The following is a 13,983-nucleotide window of genomic DNA, read 5'->3' as shown; positions in this document are numbered from 1 at the left end:
ATCCGCTTCCACCTGCTTCCACCCGCTCCATCCGCTCCATCCGCTCCATCCGCTCCATCCGCGACCACCCGGAATCCGAACATCCGAAAGGACAACCCCGCGATGACGACGGGCAGTTCGAGCACATCGAGCACATCAGGTACGTCGAACACGGGCAGACCCGCCGTCGCCGGCGGCGGCATCAGCACCTTCAAGGGGCAGGAGCGCGCACTGCGCGCCGACCGGCTGGGCACGGGGGGCCTGCTGCTGTCCGTCCTCGCGGCGACCGCCCCCCTCATGGTGGTCGCGGGTGTCATGCCCACCACATTCGCGGTGATGGGCATCGTCGGGCAGCCGCTGCTCTTCGTCATCCTCGGCGTCGTCCTCGTGCTCTTCAGCGTGGGGTACGCCGAGATGAGCCGGCACGTCCACAACGCGGGCGCCTTCTACGCGTACATCTCGCGCGGCCTCGGCGGCACCGCGGGCGCCGGCGCGGCACTGGTCGCGCTGGTCGCGTACAACGCGCTCCAGGTCGGCATCTACGGCATCTTCGGCTTCGAGGTGTCCGGGCTGTGCTCCACCTACCTCGACCTCCAAGTCGGCTGGTGGATACCGGCGTTGGCGGCCGTGCTGTTCGTCGGCGCGCTCGGCTGGCTGAAGATCGACGTCAACGCGCGCGTGCTGGGCGTGCTGCTGGTCATCGAGGTGGCCCTCGTCGTCATCTTCGACATCGCCGCCGTCGCCGACCCGGCCAAGGAGGGCCTGTCGCTGCACGCCTTCAACCCGGACACCCTCACCGGCGCCGGGGTCGGCACCGCGCTGTGCTTCTGCATCGCGGCCTTCCTCGGCTTCGAACAGGCCCCCGTCTACGCCGAGGAGACCAGCCGGCCGCACATCCTGGTGCCGCGCGTGATGTTCCTCGCCGTCGCCGGTGTCGCCGTCTTCTTCGCGCTCAGCTGCTGGGCGCTCACCGTGGCCACCGGGCCCTCGGGCATCGTCGGCGCCTCGCAGAAACAGAGCGCGGGCCTGCTCTTCTTCCTCACCGAGTCGCGGCTCGGCGGCACCTTCACGGACGTCCTGCACGTCCTGTTCGTGACCGGCATGTTCGCGGCGATGCTCAGCTTCCACAACGTCGTCGCGCGGTACGCCTTCGCCATGGGCCGCGAGGGGCTGCTGCCGCGGGCGTTCGGGCGTACGGCCGGCACGAGCGGCGCCCCCGGCACGGGCTCGCTGCTGCAGACCGCCGTGTCCCTGGTGTGCGTGATCGGCTTCGCGGTCGCCGACGACAAGCCGACCGGCGACCCGACCGCACCCGTGCTGCACCTGTTCACCTGGGGCGGCAACATCGGCGCGCTCGGCGTCATCCTGCTGATGGCGGCCGCCTCGCTCTCCGTCATCGTCTTCTTCGCCCGCCGCGGCGCCGCGCGGGCCCAGGCCTGGCGCCTCGCCACCTCCGCGGTCGCGGGCATCGCCCTGCTCGTCATCGCGGTCTACACGGTCAAGGACTTCGACGTCCTGGTCGGTGCCGGACCGGACTCCTCGCTGAGCTGGGGGCTGCCCGCCATCATCGGGGCCGCCCTGGTCATCGGCGTGGTCCAGGGCCTGGTGCTGCGCTCCCGCAAGCCCGAGGCACATGCCCGGATCGGGCTCGGCAACGAGGCGTTCCAGCTGGACAAGGCGGCCGAGTCCGTGTCCTGAGGCGGCCGACTTGGAGCATGCCTTCCTCAACATCGAGTAAGAAGTGATGACGGAAGTCTGACGGATACCCGCCGCCGCTGGCCTCAGGAGGGTGGCGGGTGTTCGAATCATTGAGTGAACCCTGAACAGCCCGAAGAGCGCGGACCCGGCCGGTCCGCCGAGCGGGGCCCGGAGCGACCGGGCGAGCGGGACCCCGAAGGCCCGGAACAGCCGGACCGGGAGCGTCCGCAGGAGCGCGGTGCGCCGATCGGCCGCCGGGTGCTGCTCGGCACGCTCGGACTCGGCGCGCTCGGCGTGTTCGCCGCGCCCACGCTCCAGCGCGGCCTCGAATCCTTCCTCGCCGGCGCCTCCGAGAAAGACCCCACCGGCCTGACCGGCCTGCTCCCCAACGGCGGCGGCTTCCGCTACTACTCGGTGGCGGCGTCCGTCCCGCACAAGAGCGAGGCGGACTACCGCCTCACCATCGACGGCCTGGTCGACCACCCCAAGACCTTCACCCTGGCCGACCTGCGCGCCCTGCCCCAGACCCGGCTCGTCCACGACGTCCAGTGCGTGACCGGCTGGCGGGTGCCGGGCACCCCCTTCGAGGGCGTACGCCTGTCCCATCTGCTCGACGCCGCCGGAGTGCGGTCCTCGGCCGGAGCGATCCGGTTCAACTGCTTCGACGGGACGTACACGGAGAGCCTCACGCTGAAGCAGGCGCGTCGTGCCGACGTCCTGGTCGCCCTGCGCATGCAGGACAAGCCCCTCGGTCACAACCACGGCGGCCCCGTCCGCCTCTACGTAGCCCCCATGTACTTCTACAAGTCCGCCAAATGGCTCTCCGGCATCACCGTCACCAAGGACGTCCGTCCCGGGTACTGGGAGAACCGGGGCTATGACGTGGACGCGTGGGTCGGCCGCTCGAACGGACGCGACGATGCACCCACGAGTTGACGACACCCCCGCGGTGTCCCCGCATTCCTCCCGCGTACGCCGCTTCAGCCCCGCCGAGCGCTGGGTGCACCGCGTGACCGCTCTGCTGATGGGCGTGTGCGTGGCCACCGCCGCCTGCCTGTACATCCCCCAGTTCGCCGAACTCGTCGGCCGCCGTGAGCTCGTGGTCAGGATCCATGAAGTGGCGGGCGTGATGCTCCCACTGCCGGTCCTCGCGGGCCTGGCCTCCCGCGCCTTCCGCTCCGACCTGGGCTTCCTGAACCGCTTCGGGCCGCACGACCGGGTGTGGCTGCGCGCGGCCCTGCGGCGCGACAAGCGTCCGAAGTCCCGTCCCGCGGGCAAGTTCAACGCCGGACAGAAGATTTACGCGGCCTGGATCGCCGGTGCCACGCTGGTGATGCTCGGCACGGGCCTGCTGATGTGGTTCACCCATCTCACCCCACTGATGTGGCGCACCTCGGCGACCTTCGTCCACGACTGGCTGGCCCTGACGATCGGCATCGTCCTCGCGGGCCACATCGGCATGGCACTGGGCGACCCGGAGGCCCGCGAGGGACTGCGGACGGGGTCGGTGAGCCAGGAGTGGGCGGAGAGCGAGCATCGGCTCTGGCGGCCCTGAGTCCGGTCGTCCGCCGGCTCTGAGTACAAGGCGATCCGCCGAGGATGCGACAGCAGGCGTAAGGAGGTACTCAGGAGGCGAAATCGAGCAGCACCTTGCAGGACTTGTTCCGGTCGGCGGCGAGCGCGAACGCCGACTCCGCGTTCCGGACGGGGACCACCGCGCTGACGAGGTCGTCGAACGAGGACTCGACCGCGAGCAGGGCCAGCGCTTCGTCGAACTCCGTGTCGAAGCGGAAGGCGCCACGCAGCTCGATCTCCCGGCTCACCACCAGGTTCCCCGCGAAGGGGCTCTGCCCGGGCGGCAGCATGCCGAGCTGGACGACGACTCCGCCGCGCCGCACGAGGCGGAGGCAGCTGTCGAGGCCCGCGGCGACACCGGACGCCTCGATGGCGACGTCGACCTCGGAGGGCCAGGAGGGATCGGCGGGATCGTCGGCCCGTACGACCGCGTCCGCGCCCGCCGACACGGCGTACGCCAGTGCCTGCGGCAGCAGATCCGTGACCGTGATCCGCGCGGCGCCCGCGGCTTTCGCGGCGGCCACCACGAGGCAGCCGATGGGCCCGGCCCCCGTCACCAGCACGTGTCGGCCCGCCACGGTTCCGGCCCGCCGTACCGCGTGCAGTGCGACGGACAGCGGCTCGGCGAGGGCCGCCCGGCGCAGTTCGAGGCCGGGCGGGAGCGGCCTCAACTGTTCGGCGGGTACGGCCACTTGGGCCGCGAATCCGCCCTGGACGTGCGGTGTGCGGGCCGCGCTGCCGAGGTAGCGCGTGTCCCGGCAGACGTTCCGCCGGCCGTCCGCGCACTCCGGACACACCCCGCACGGGGTCGCCGGGTGCACCGCAACAGCCGTACCGACCGCCGGACCTGAGGCCCCGTCACCGTACGAGACGACCGTCCCGACCACCTCGTGCCCGAGCACCATCGGCTCCGCGAGGCGGAAGTCGCCGACCCCGCCGTGCCGCCAGTAGTGCAGGTCGGACCCGCAGACCCCGCCGTAGCGGACGGCCACCAGTGCCTGGCCGGGGCCGGGCTCGGGGACCGGCAACTCGTCCACGCGCAGGTCGCCCTGACCGTGGATCACGCAACCCAGCATCACAGTCTCCCTGGAAGTCACAGCACGCTCGTCATGCCGCCGTCGACGTACAGCACCTGCCCGCCGACGAAGTCCGCGGCGGGGGAGGCGAGGAAGAGCACCCCGCCGACCAGGTCCTCGGTGCGGCCCCAGCGGCCGGCCGGTGTGCGCCGCCGTACCCAGGCGCTGAACTCCTCGTCCTCGACCAGGGGCCTGGTCAGCTCGGTCTCGATGTAGCCGGGGCCGAGGCCGTTGACCTGCACGCCGTACGGGCCCCAGTCCGCGCACATGCCCTTGGTGAGCATCTTCAGGGCGCCCTTGGTCGCCGCGTACGGTGCGATGCCGGGGCGGACCACCTCGCTCTGCAGCGAGCAGATGTTGATGATCTTGCCGTGGCCGCGTTCCGTCATCCGGCGGGCCGCCTCACGGCCGACCAGGAACGCGCTGGTGAGGTTGGTGTCCAGGATCCGGTGCCAGTCGGAGTCCGTGAACTCCAGGAGCGGGGCGCGTAGTTGCATGCCCGCGTTGTTGACCAGGATGTCCAGCGGGCCCACCCGCTCCTCGACATCCGCTATCCCGGCGGCCACCGAGGGGCCGTCGGTCACGTCGAACACGGCCGTATGGACGTCACCGGGCAGCTCGGCGGCGGCCTGGGTGAGGCGTTCGGCGTCCCGTCCGTTGAGGACGACCGTGCAGTCGGCCTCCGCGAGGCCCCGCGCGAGGGCGAGCCCGATGCCCCGGCTGGAGCCGGTGACCAGGGCCGTACGGCCGCTGATGTCGAAGAGAGGGTGAGCCATTCCCGTACTCCTAAATCACGAGCGAGAGCAGCAGGACCAGTCCGCCGCCCACCACCGAGATGATCGTCTCCATGACGGACCAGGTCTTGATGGTCTGGCCGACGTCGAGGCCGAAGTACTCCTTGACCAGCCAGAAGCCGGCGTCGTTGACGTGGCTGAAGAAGAGCGAGCCGGCGCCGATGGCCAGGACGAGGAGGGAGGTGTGGGTGGTCGACATGTCGGCGGCCAGCGGGGCGACCAGACCGGCCGCCGAGATGGTGGCCACCGTCGCCGAACCGGTCGCCAGGCGGATGGCCACAGCGATCAGCCAGGCGAGCAGCAGGGCGGGGATCGACCAGTCCTTGGAGATGTCCAGGATCATCTGGCCGACGCCGGAGTCGATGAGGGTCGCCTTGAAGCCGCCGCCGGCGCCGACGATCAGCAGGATGCCGGCGATGGGGGCGAAGGACTTCTCGACCGTGGACGCCAGCCGGTCCTTGGTGAAGCCGGCGGCGCGGCCGAGGGTGAACATGCCGACTATGACTGCGGTGAGCAGGGCGATGAGCGGGGAGCCGATGACGTCGAAGACGCGCTGGACCATGTGGGTGGGGTCGTCGACGATGATGTCGACCAGGGCCTTGGACAGCATGAGGACGACCGGCAGGAGCATGGTGGCGAGGGTGGCGCCGAAGCCGGGGCGCTTCTCCAGGTCCTCGGAGGCACGGGTCGGAATCATGCGGTCGGGGGCCGGGACGTCCACCCAACGGGCCGCGTACTTCGAGAACACCGGGCCCGCGATGATCACCGTCGGGATGGCGATGAGGACGCCGAGTGCGAGGGTGATGCCGAGGTTGGCGCCGACGGCGTCGATGGCGACCAGCGGGCCGGGGTGCGGCGGGATCAGGCCGTGCATCACCGACAGGCCGGCGAGGGCCGGGATGCCGATGCGCATCAGGGAGTAGTTGCCGCGCTTGGCGACCATCAGGACGACGGGTATCAGCAGGACTATGCCGACCTCGAAGAACAGCGGCAGGCCGATCACAGAGGCGATGAGCACCATGGCCCAGGGCATGGCGCGGCCGCCGGCCTTGGCGAGGATGGTGTCGACGATCTGGTCGGCGCCGCCGGAGTCGGCGAGGAGTTTGCCGAGGATCGCGCCGAGGGCGATCAGGACGCCGACGCCGGCGACGGTGGTGCCCAGGCCGGCGGTGAAGCTGACGATGGTCTTGTCGAGCGGTGCCCCGGCGAACGCGCCGAGGGCGAGCGAGCCGATGGTCAGGGCCAGGAATGCGTGCAGCTTGAACTGCGTGATGAGCAGGACGATGACGGCGATGCCGGCCAGCACGGCGATGCCCAGCTGGGCATGGCCGGCCGAGGTGATCGGCTCGACGGCGTCCGCTGCCAGCATCTCGACGCTGAGTCTGGTCACGGTGGTTCCCTTGCTTTGAGAAAGGCCTGAGTAGGTAAGGGGGTTACTGCGAGGGGGGCTACTGCGAGGGCTGGGCGAGAGCCCGGAGCGCGGCCACGGCCCGCTCGGTGATCTCCCCGGGGTCGCCCGACACGTCCACGGCGACACCCGCCTCGTCCGCTTCCAGCGGCTGGAGCGTGGCGAACTGGGAGTCCAGGAGCGCCGTCGGCATGAAGTGCCCCTGGCGGTGCGACATCCGGTCCTCGATGAGTTTCCGGTCACCGGTGAGGTGGACGAAGACGACACCGGGGGCCGCCGCCCGCAGCCGGTCCCGGTAGCCGCGCTTGAGCGCCGAGCTGCTGACCACCCCGCCGAGTCCGGCCCGGTCGTGCGCCCAGTGGCCGATGGCGTCCAGCCAGGGCCACCGGTCCTCGTCGGTCAGCGGGTGCCCGGCCGTCATCTTGTCGATGTTGGCCTGCGGGTGGAAGTCGTCGCCCTCGGCGTACGGAACGCCGAGCCGGGCCGCAAGCAGGGGACCGATGGTGGTCTTGCCGGTGCCTGCGACGCCCATGACCACGACCACGTGGGGGGTACGCACTAGCTGCATCGTGCTCTCGCTGTCTTCGTCGTCTTCGTCGACATCTGATGTCGACGACACTGAAACTCATTAGGTACGACGAATTCAAGAGTCTGTGACATATAAGTCTGACTTTTTGTTCCCGGCGGCATCCTCGTACGCTGGCTCCATGAGCACACGGGGCCGGGGGCTGCACGGACATGTACTGGAATGCCTCGGGCCGGCGATCACGGCGGGTGAGTACCCGCCGGGCAGCGTCCTGCGCACGGACGAGCTCGCGCAGCGCTTCGAGGTGTCCCGCTCCGTGATGCGTGAGGCGGTCCGGGTGCTCGAATCGATGTACCTCGTCGAGTCCCGCCGCCGCGTCGGCGTGACGGTCCGACCCAAGGCCGAGTGGAACGTGTACGACCCTCAGGTCATCCGCTGGCGGCTGGCCGGCGCCGACCGCCCCCACCAGCTGCGTTCACTCACCGTGCTGCGCTCCGCCGTCGAACCCGTCGCCGCGGGCCTCGCCGCCCGCCACGCCACCGCGGAGCAGTGCGCCGAGCTCACCGAGTGCGCGCTCGGCATGGTCGCGACGTCACGCGGCCATCAGCTGGAGGGGTACCTCGTCCATGACGTCGCCTTCCACCGGGTGATCCTCAGCGCGTCGGGCAACGAGATGTTCGCCCGCCTCGGTGACGTCGTCACGGAGGTCCTGGCGGGCCGTACCCACCACGAAGTCATGTTCGAGGACCCCGATCCCGCGGCCGTCACCCTGCACGTCAAGGTCGCGGAGGCCGTCCGCGAGGGCGACGCCGTCCGCGCGGAGGAACTCACCCGCGAGATCACCGTCGGCGCGCTGCACGAACTGGACATCCTCGCGCCCTGACGGCTACTCGGCGAAGTCCCCGTCGACGTAGACCCAGGCACCGTCGACCCGCTCGAACCGGCTGCGCTCGTGCAGCGTGCCGCCCCGGTAGGAGGCCCGGAAGGTGACGGTGCCCGTGGAGTGGAACGCCGACCCGTCACTCGTACCGAGAATCTCCAGGCCGGTCCACCGCATCCCGGGGTCGAAGTCGACCGACGAGGGCCGTGTGCGCGGGTGCCAGGTCCGCAGCAGGTACTTCTCGTCCCGCTGCACGAAGGCGGCGTACCGCGACCGCATCAGCGCCTCCGCGGTCGGCGCCGCGGCCTCACCGCGGTGGAAACGCCCGCAGCACTTCGCGTACGGCTCGGGAAGCCCGCAGGGGCAGGAACGACTGGTCATGGCTGCCATGCTGCCCATTCTGCCTAGGCCGAGTCGGCGTTCGTCGGCGGGTAGGACGGCCGCGCCGGAACCGGAGCGCCGGGCGTCGGCAGTGGCGGGAGCGTCGGCTCGTACAGCCAGGCCGCGAACACGTCGTCCAGGGGTTCGGCCGTGTAGCGGGAGACGTGCGCGCTGAGGGCCGCCGTGGTGACCGCTCCGCCCCGGTGCAGGGTGGCCCAGCCGCGCAGCATGCGGAAGAACGCGTCGTCGCCCATCGCGTGGCGCAGCGCGTGCAGGGTGAGCCCGCCGCGCTCGTAGAGCCGGTCGTCGAACATCAGCTTGCGGCCGGGGTCGGACAGGATCAGGTCCTGCGGCAGCGCGGACAGCTTCCGGTGCGCGGTGGCGGCGTGCTGCTGTGCCGTGCGGCCGCCCGAGCGCTCCGACCACAGCCACTCCGCGTACTTCGCGAAGCCCTCGTTCAGCCAGATGTGCCGCCAGTCCGCGATGGAGACGCTGTTGCCGAACCACTGGTGCGCCAGCTCGTGCGCGATCAGCCGCTCCGAACCCCGCGCCCCGTCCACGTGGTTGGCGCCGAACGTCGACAACCCCTGTGCCTCGACGGGGACATCGAGCTCCTCCTCCGTCACCACCACCGCGTACTCGCTGAACGGATACGGCCCGAAGAGCTCCTCGAACAGCTCCATCATCGCGGGCTGCCGGGCGAAGTCCCGGGAGAACTCGGCGAGCAGATGCCCCGGCAGATGCCCGGACTGCGGTACGCCGCCGAGGCCCGGGTCGCCGAGCAGCACCGTCTGGTACTTCCCGATCGACAAGCCGACCAGATAGCTGGACGTCGGCGCCGCCTGCTCGTAGACCCAGGTCGTCGTCGACGCCTTCGTCGTACGGGTCAGCAGCCGGCCGCCCGCCACCACCGAGTACGCGGAGGGTGTGGTGATCGAGATCTGGTACGAGGCCTTGTCAGCCGGACGGTCGTTGCACGGGTACCAGGACGGCGCCCCGACCGGCTGGCTCGCCACCAGCGCCCCGTCCTCCAGCTCCTCCCAACCGAGCCCGCCCCAGGGGCTGTTGACCGGCTTGGGGTTGCCCGACCAGTGCACCTCGACGGTGAAGGCGGCACCGGCCCGGATCGGCTTCGGCGGGCGGATGCGCAGCCTGCCGCCGCGGTGCGTGTAGTGCGGTGCCTTGCCGTCGACGCGGACCCGGCCGATCCGGAAGTCGGCCAGGTTCAGCTGGAACTCGGCGAGCGGTGCACGGCCCGCTATGGCGTTGAGCCGCGCGGTGCCGGAGAGCCGGTTCGGGCCGGGGCGGTAGTCCAGCGCGAGCTCGTACCGGTGCACCCGGTAACGGGGATCACCGTTGACCGGGAAGTACGGGTCCGATCCCACTGTCTGCTGAACGCTCACTGCTGCGTCTGCTCCCTGCCCTGTGCTCGTACGACCTGCCGCTGTACCGCCCTTCGTATCCGATCCGATCACGTCTTCTATGAACGCCATGCCTCGATCGGATTGCCCAGCCAGCGGGTGTCGTCGGGAACGGACTCCGCCGCCATCACGAGCGACGCGGGACCCAGGGTGGAGCGGGCCCCGACGGTGCTGCCGGGCAGGACGATTCCGCCCGGGCCCAGGGTGGCGCCCTCACGGAGGACCACAGTATCCGTCCGCAAGATCCGGTCGTGGAAGAGGTGGGTCTGCAGGACACAGCCACGGTTCACCGTCGCCGCGTCCTCCAGCGTCACCAGGTCCGTCTCGGGCAGCCAGTAGCTCTCGACCCAGGTGCCCCGGCCGATCCGGGCGCCGAGCCCGCGCAGCCACGCCGTCATCAGCGGCGTACCGGGCACGGATCCGGCCAGCCACGGCACGCCCACGACCTCGACGAACGTGTCGGCGAGCTCGTTGCGCCAGACGAATCCGCTCCACAGCGGGTGCTCACCGGCCCGGTGCCGGCCCACGAGCACCCACTTCGCCACGATGGACAGGACGCACGCGAGCGCGCCCACGGCGAGCAGCACGAGCCCGGCGAGCGCCCAGGCCCAGGCCCCCAGCGCGCTGAGCGCGGCCACGGTCAGCACGGCCAGGGCCGCCGAGCAGAACACCGGCACGATCCGGCACAGCTCGACCAGGCCTCGCGCCCACAGCAGGTGCGCGGGCGGGTCGTACGTACGGCTCTGGTCGCCGTCCTGTGTCGAGCGCGGCAGCTTGACCGGCGGCAGCCCCAGATACGAGCTGCCCTTCTTCGCCTTCTTCGGCGTCGCCGACAGCACCCCGACCAGACCGCCGTCCGGCACGCTGCGGCCCGGCGCGGTCATTCCGGAGTTGCCGAGGAACGCCCGGCGGCCGATCTCGGCCCGCCCGATCCGCATCCAGCCGCCCCCGAGCACATACGGCGCGGTCAGCGTGTCGTCCGCGAGGAAGGCGCCCTCTCCGACGGTGGTGAGGCTGGGCAGCGCGAGGACGGTGGAGACCTCGGCGCCCCGCCCGATCTTCATGCCGAGCAGCCGCAGCCACACCGGCGTGATCAACCCGGCGTAGAGCGGGAACAGTGTCTGCCGGGACCGGTCCATCAGCTGAGTGACGGTCCAGGACTGCCAGCCGATGCGGCTGTGGGTCGGATGCGTGCCCTCGCGCAGCCCCAGGCTCAGCAGCCGTACGGCGATCAGGAGCAGCAGCGCGTACGCGAGACCGAAGGCGAGCGTCGCCGGCACCAGGGCGAGCGCGGCACCGCGCAAGGCCTCGCCGAGCCCGGCGTCCGCGCCCACGAACACATGGCCCACGAGGAGCGCGGCGACACCCGCGAGCAGGGGCAGCGCGGTCAGCGCGAACCCGGTCGCCCCGTACATCGCCCGCCAGTACGTGCCGCGCTGCGGCCGCTCCTTGGGCCACGCCCGCTTCGCCTTGCCGAGCTTGACCGCGGGCGCCCCGGCCCAGCGCTGCCCGGTCGGAATCTGCCCGGCCACGGCGGAACCCGGGGCCACCTCGGCCCGCTTGCCGACCCGAGCCCCCGGGAAGAGCATGCTGCGCGTCCCGACCACCGCACCGGCGCCCACCTTCAGCGCGCCGATCTCCAGCCGGTCACCGTCCAGCCAGTGCCCCGACAGGTCCACCTCGGACTCGACGGCGGCCCCCCGGCCCAGCTTGAGCATGCCGGTCACCGGCGGCAGCGAGTGCAGATCCACGTCCGCACCGACCTTGGCGCCCAGGGCACGGGCGTACCGCTCCAGCCAGGAACCGGTGAGCGAGGTCGCGCCACTGAACTCGGCGAGCCGCTCGGCTGTCCACAGCCGCAGATGGACGCTTCCGCCACGCGGGTACCGGCCGGGCCTGACACCGCGCAGCAGCAGCCGCGCACCGCCCGCCGCGATCGCGAGCCGCCCCGGCGGGCTGAAGAAGACGAGCACCCCGGCGGCGACGAGCCACCACGACGCGCTCGGTGCCCACGGATACGGGCCGAACCAGTGCAGTACGTTGCCGAGCGCGGCCAGCGCCACGGTCCAGCGCAGTCCGAGCAGGGTGAACAGCGGGACCAGCAGGAGCAGCTGCGCCAGCTTGGCCCGCACCGGCACCGGCGCGACGGTCCGCGCGGCGCCGTCGTCCTGCGCGGACTTCTCCAGGTGCCGGGCCAGCTTGCGCAGGACGGGCTGCTGGTAGATGTCGAGCACGGCCGCGCTGGGATAGCGGGTGCGCAGCCTGGTGGTCAGCTGGGCGGCGGCCAGGCTGCCGCCGCCGATCGCGAAGAAGTCGTCGGCCGCGCCGGCGACGGGGATGCCGAGCACCTCGCTCCACTGCTCGGCGAGCCAGGCCTCGGTGCCGTAGAGCTGTTCCTTCGCACCACCGGTCTCCAGGCCCTCCAGCGGCCAGGGCAGCGCGGCCCGGTCGACCTTGCCGGAGGTGCGGGTGGGCAGGTCGTCGACCGGGGCGAGCAGCGGCACCAGGGCGGCGGGCAGCTCGGCGCGCAGCTTCTCGACGGCGGTGGCGTGGTCCCAGCCGTCCTGGGTGACGACATAGCCGACGAGGAGCTGGTTGCCGCCGCGGGCCGTGCGGACGGCCGCCGCGGCCCCCGCCACGCCCGGCAGGGCCTGGAGCGCGGTATCCACCTCACCGAGCTCGATCCGGCGTCCGCCGAGCTTGATCTGCTCGTCGGCCCGCCCGAGGAAGATCAGCCCCTCGGGCTCCGCCTTGACGAGGTCGCCGCTGCGATACGCCCGCTCCCAGCCCAGCGAGTCCAGCGGCGCGTACTTCTCCGCGTCCTTCTCGGCGTCGAGATACCGGGCCAGCCCGACCCCGCCGATCACGAGCTGCCCGCTGCCGCCCATCGGCACCGGTTCCCCGGCCTCGTCGACGACGGCCAGCTCCCAGCCGTTCAGCGGCAGCCCGATACGGACCGGCTCCTCGCCGGTCATCAGGGAGGCACAGGCTACGACGGTCGCCTCGGTCGGCCCATAGGTGTTCCAGACCTCCCGCCCCTCGGTCACGAGCCGCTGCACCAGCTCGGGCGGGCAGGCCTCGCCGCCGAAGATCAGCAGCCGTACGTCGTTGAGAGTCTCCGGCTCCCAGAGCGCGGCGAGCGTCGGCACGGTCGAGACGACGCTGATCTCCTGTTCGACCAGCCAGGGCCCCAGGTCGGCGCCACTGCGCACCTGGGAGCGCGGCACGGGCACCAGACAGGCGCCGTACCGCCAGGCCAGCCACATCTCCTCGCAGGAGGCGTCGAAGGCGACGGAGAGGCCCGCCATGACCCGGTCGCCGGGCCCGATCGGGTCCTCGGTGAGGAAGAGGCCGGCCTCGGCATCGACGAAGGCGGCGGCGCTGCGGTGACTGACGGCCACGCCCTTGGGCCTGCCGGTGGAGCCGGAGGTGAAGATGATCCACGCGTCGTGTTCGACCCCGGGCCGCGCGGCCGGAACGTCGGAGCGGCCGGTCACGGTCAGCTCGTGTCCGGCTCCGAGGACCGCGCGCACCTCCGCCTCGCCGAACACCAGCTCGGCGCGCTCGTCAGGGTCCTCGGCGTCCACCGGGACATAGGCGGCGCCGGCGGCCAGTACGGCGAGGATCGCGACATACAGCTCGTTGGTGCCGGAGGGGACCCGGACGCCGACCCGGTCGCCGAGGCCCACCCCGGCGGCGCTGAGCCGCCGCCGCAGGGCCTCGACCTCGACGGCCAGGGCACGGTAGGTGAGGCAGCGGTGCCCGTCGTCCAGGGCGGGCTCGTCGGCGTACGCCCGAACGGAGGCGTCGAGGATGTCGACGAGCGTGCGCGGCGAGGCGGCCGGGGAGGCGGAGAACCGCCCCCGGTCGCCGAACTCCGCACGGACCTCGTCGTCGGACAACGCGAGTGCGGGGCCTTGCTGGAGGGCTGCCATCGGGTCCTCACGTGTTGTTCCCGGAGCGTCCGGGGAGCTGGTGGGCCCGCAGGTATGCCTGGGGATATTCCGGTCCAACTCCAAACAAGCCTTCAATTTTAGTACGACGCTAGTCGCGGACCTGGTCATCAGCCATGCGAGGAGGTTTTGCGGGGCACCGGAACCATTGATTCCAGAGTTCTGACGTGGGGGTACGTCATCCTGACGAGATCTGGCCCACACCTCCACGTAACACAGCACAAGACGCCCTGCGAGCCTCGCGTTCGGCGGTGCCCGGGAACGGGCATCGTGAAGTTGGGGCCGTGCGACG

General features: G+C 71.4%; 11 protein-coding genes. 4 read left to right on the top strand and 7 right to left on the bottom strand.

Features of this window, described 5'->3' with window-relative positions:
- Positions 1–102 precede the first annotated feature (102 nt).
- The 3 genes from OG975_RS09935 (at position 103) to OG975_RS09925 (ending at position 3,232) form a co-directional block, all read left to right on the top strand.
- Positions 103–1,677, top strand: a complete 1,575-nt coding sequence (locus OG975_RS09935; protein WP_406328772.1) for an APC family permease — start codon at positions 103–105, stop codon at positions 1,675–1,677.
- Between the two features lie 114 nt (positions 1,678–1,791).
- The gene (locus OG975_RS09930; RefSeq protein ID WP_406328771.1) at positions 1,792–2,613 is read left to right on the top strand and encodes a molybdopterin-dependent oxidoreductase; all 822 of its coding nucleotides are present in this window, start codon (positions 1,792–1,794) and stop codon (positions 2,611–2,613) included.
- Complete coding sequence (locus tag OG975_RS09925; protein WP_406328770.1) at positions 2,597–3,232, top strand: cytochrome b/b6 domain-containing protein; 636 nt, start codon at positions 2,597–2,599, stop codon at positions 3,230–3,232. The genes OG975_RS09930 and OG975_RS09925 overlap by 17 nt, the downstream gene beginning before the upstream one ends.
- A 70-nt stretch (positions 3,233–3,302) precedes the next feature.
- Here the strand turns inward: OG975_RS09925 and OG975_RS09920 are convergent, their stop codons facing one another.
- The 4 genes from OG975_RS09920 to OG975_RS09905 are packed head-to-tail and all read right to left on the bottom strand — an operon-like array spanning position 3,303 to position 7,098.
- The gene (locus OG975_RS09920; RefSeq protein WP_406328769.1) at positions 3,303–4,328 is read right to left on the bottom strand and encodes an L-idonate 5-dehydrogenase; all 1,026 of its coding nucleotides are present in this window, start codon (positions 4,326–4,328) and stop codon (positions 3,303–3,305) included.
- Positions 4,329–4,345: 17 nt separating this feature from the next.
- Positions 4,346–5,104 carry an SDR family oxidoreductase gene (locus OG975_RS09915; RefSeq protein ID WP_406328768.1) on the bottom strand — a complete coding sequence of 253 codons (759 nt, stop codon included), beginning with the start codon at positions 5,102–5,104 and terminating at the stop codon, positions 4,346–4,348.
- Between the two features lie 10 nt (positions 5,105–5,114).
- Positions 5,115–6,512 carry a gluconate:H+ symporter gene (locus tag OG975_RS09910; RefSeq protein ID WP_406328767.1) on the bottom strand — a complete coding sequence of 466 codons (1,398 nt, stop codon included), beginning with the start codon at positions 6,510–6,512 and terminating at the stop codon, positions 5,115–5,117.
- A gap of 58 nt (positions 6,513–6,570) precedes the next feature.
- Positions 6,571–7,098: a gluconokinase gene (locus OG975_RS09905; RefSeq protein WP_406336224.1), complete on the bottom strand. Its 528-nt coding sequence runs from the start codon at positions 7,096–7,098 to the stop codon at positions 6,571–6,573.
- Between the two features lie 139 nt (positions 7,099–7,237).
- Between OG975_RS09905 and OG975_RS09900 the strand changes: the two genes are divergently transcribed.
- Positions 7,238–7,939, top strand: a complete 702-nt coding sequence (locus tag OG975_RS09900; protein ID WP_406328766.1) for a FadR/GntR family transcriptional regulator — start codon at positions 7,238–7,240, stop codon at positions 7,937–7,939.
- 3 nt (positions 7,940–7,942) lie between these two features.
- On the opposite strand, the gene OG975_RS09895 is transcribed toward OG975_RS09900, so the two are convergent.
- The 3 genes from OG975_RS09895 to OG975_RS09885 form a co-directional block, all read right to left on the bottom strand.
- On the bottom strand, positions 7,943–8,317 hold the full coding sequence (locus OG975_RS09895; protein ID WP_406336223.1) for a YchJ family protein: 375 nt from the start codon (positions 8,315–8,317) through the stop codon (positions 7,943–7,945).
- Between the two features lie 23 nt (positions 8,318–8,340).
- Positions 8,341–9,720 carry a M1 family metallopeptidase gene (locus OG975_RS09890; RefSeq protein WP_406328765.1) on the bottom strand — a complete coding sequence of 460 codons (1,380 nt, stop codon included), beginning with the start codon at positions 9,718–9,720 and terminating at the stop codon, positions 8,341–8,343.
- A gap of 77 nt (positions 9,721–9,797) precedes the next feature.
- Positions 9,798–13,673: a Pls/PosA family non-ribosomal peptide synthetase gene (locus tag OG975_RS09885; RefSeq protein WP_406328764.1), complete on the bottom strand. Its 3,876-nt coding sequence runs from the start codon at positions 13,671–13,673 to the stop codon at positions 9,798–9,800.
- Positions 13,674–13,983: the final 310 nt, after the last annotated feature.

Source organism: Streptomyces sp. NBC_00203 (genome assembly GCF_045206325.1).
In the GTDB taxonomy this organism is placed as follows: Bacteria; Actinomycetota; Actinomycetes; order Streptomycetales; family Streptomycetaceae; genus Streptomyces; species Streptomyces lutosisoli.
Note: the sequence above shows the minus strand (reverse complement) of the source record. Positions and strands in the feature narration are given on the sequence as shown.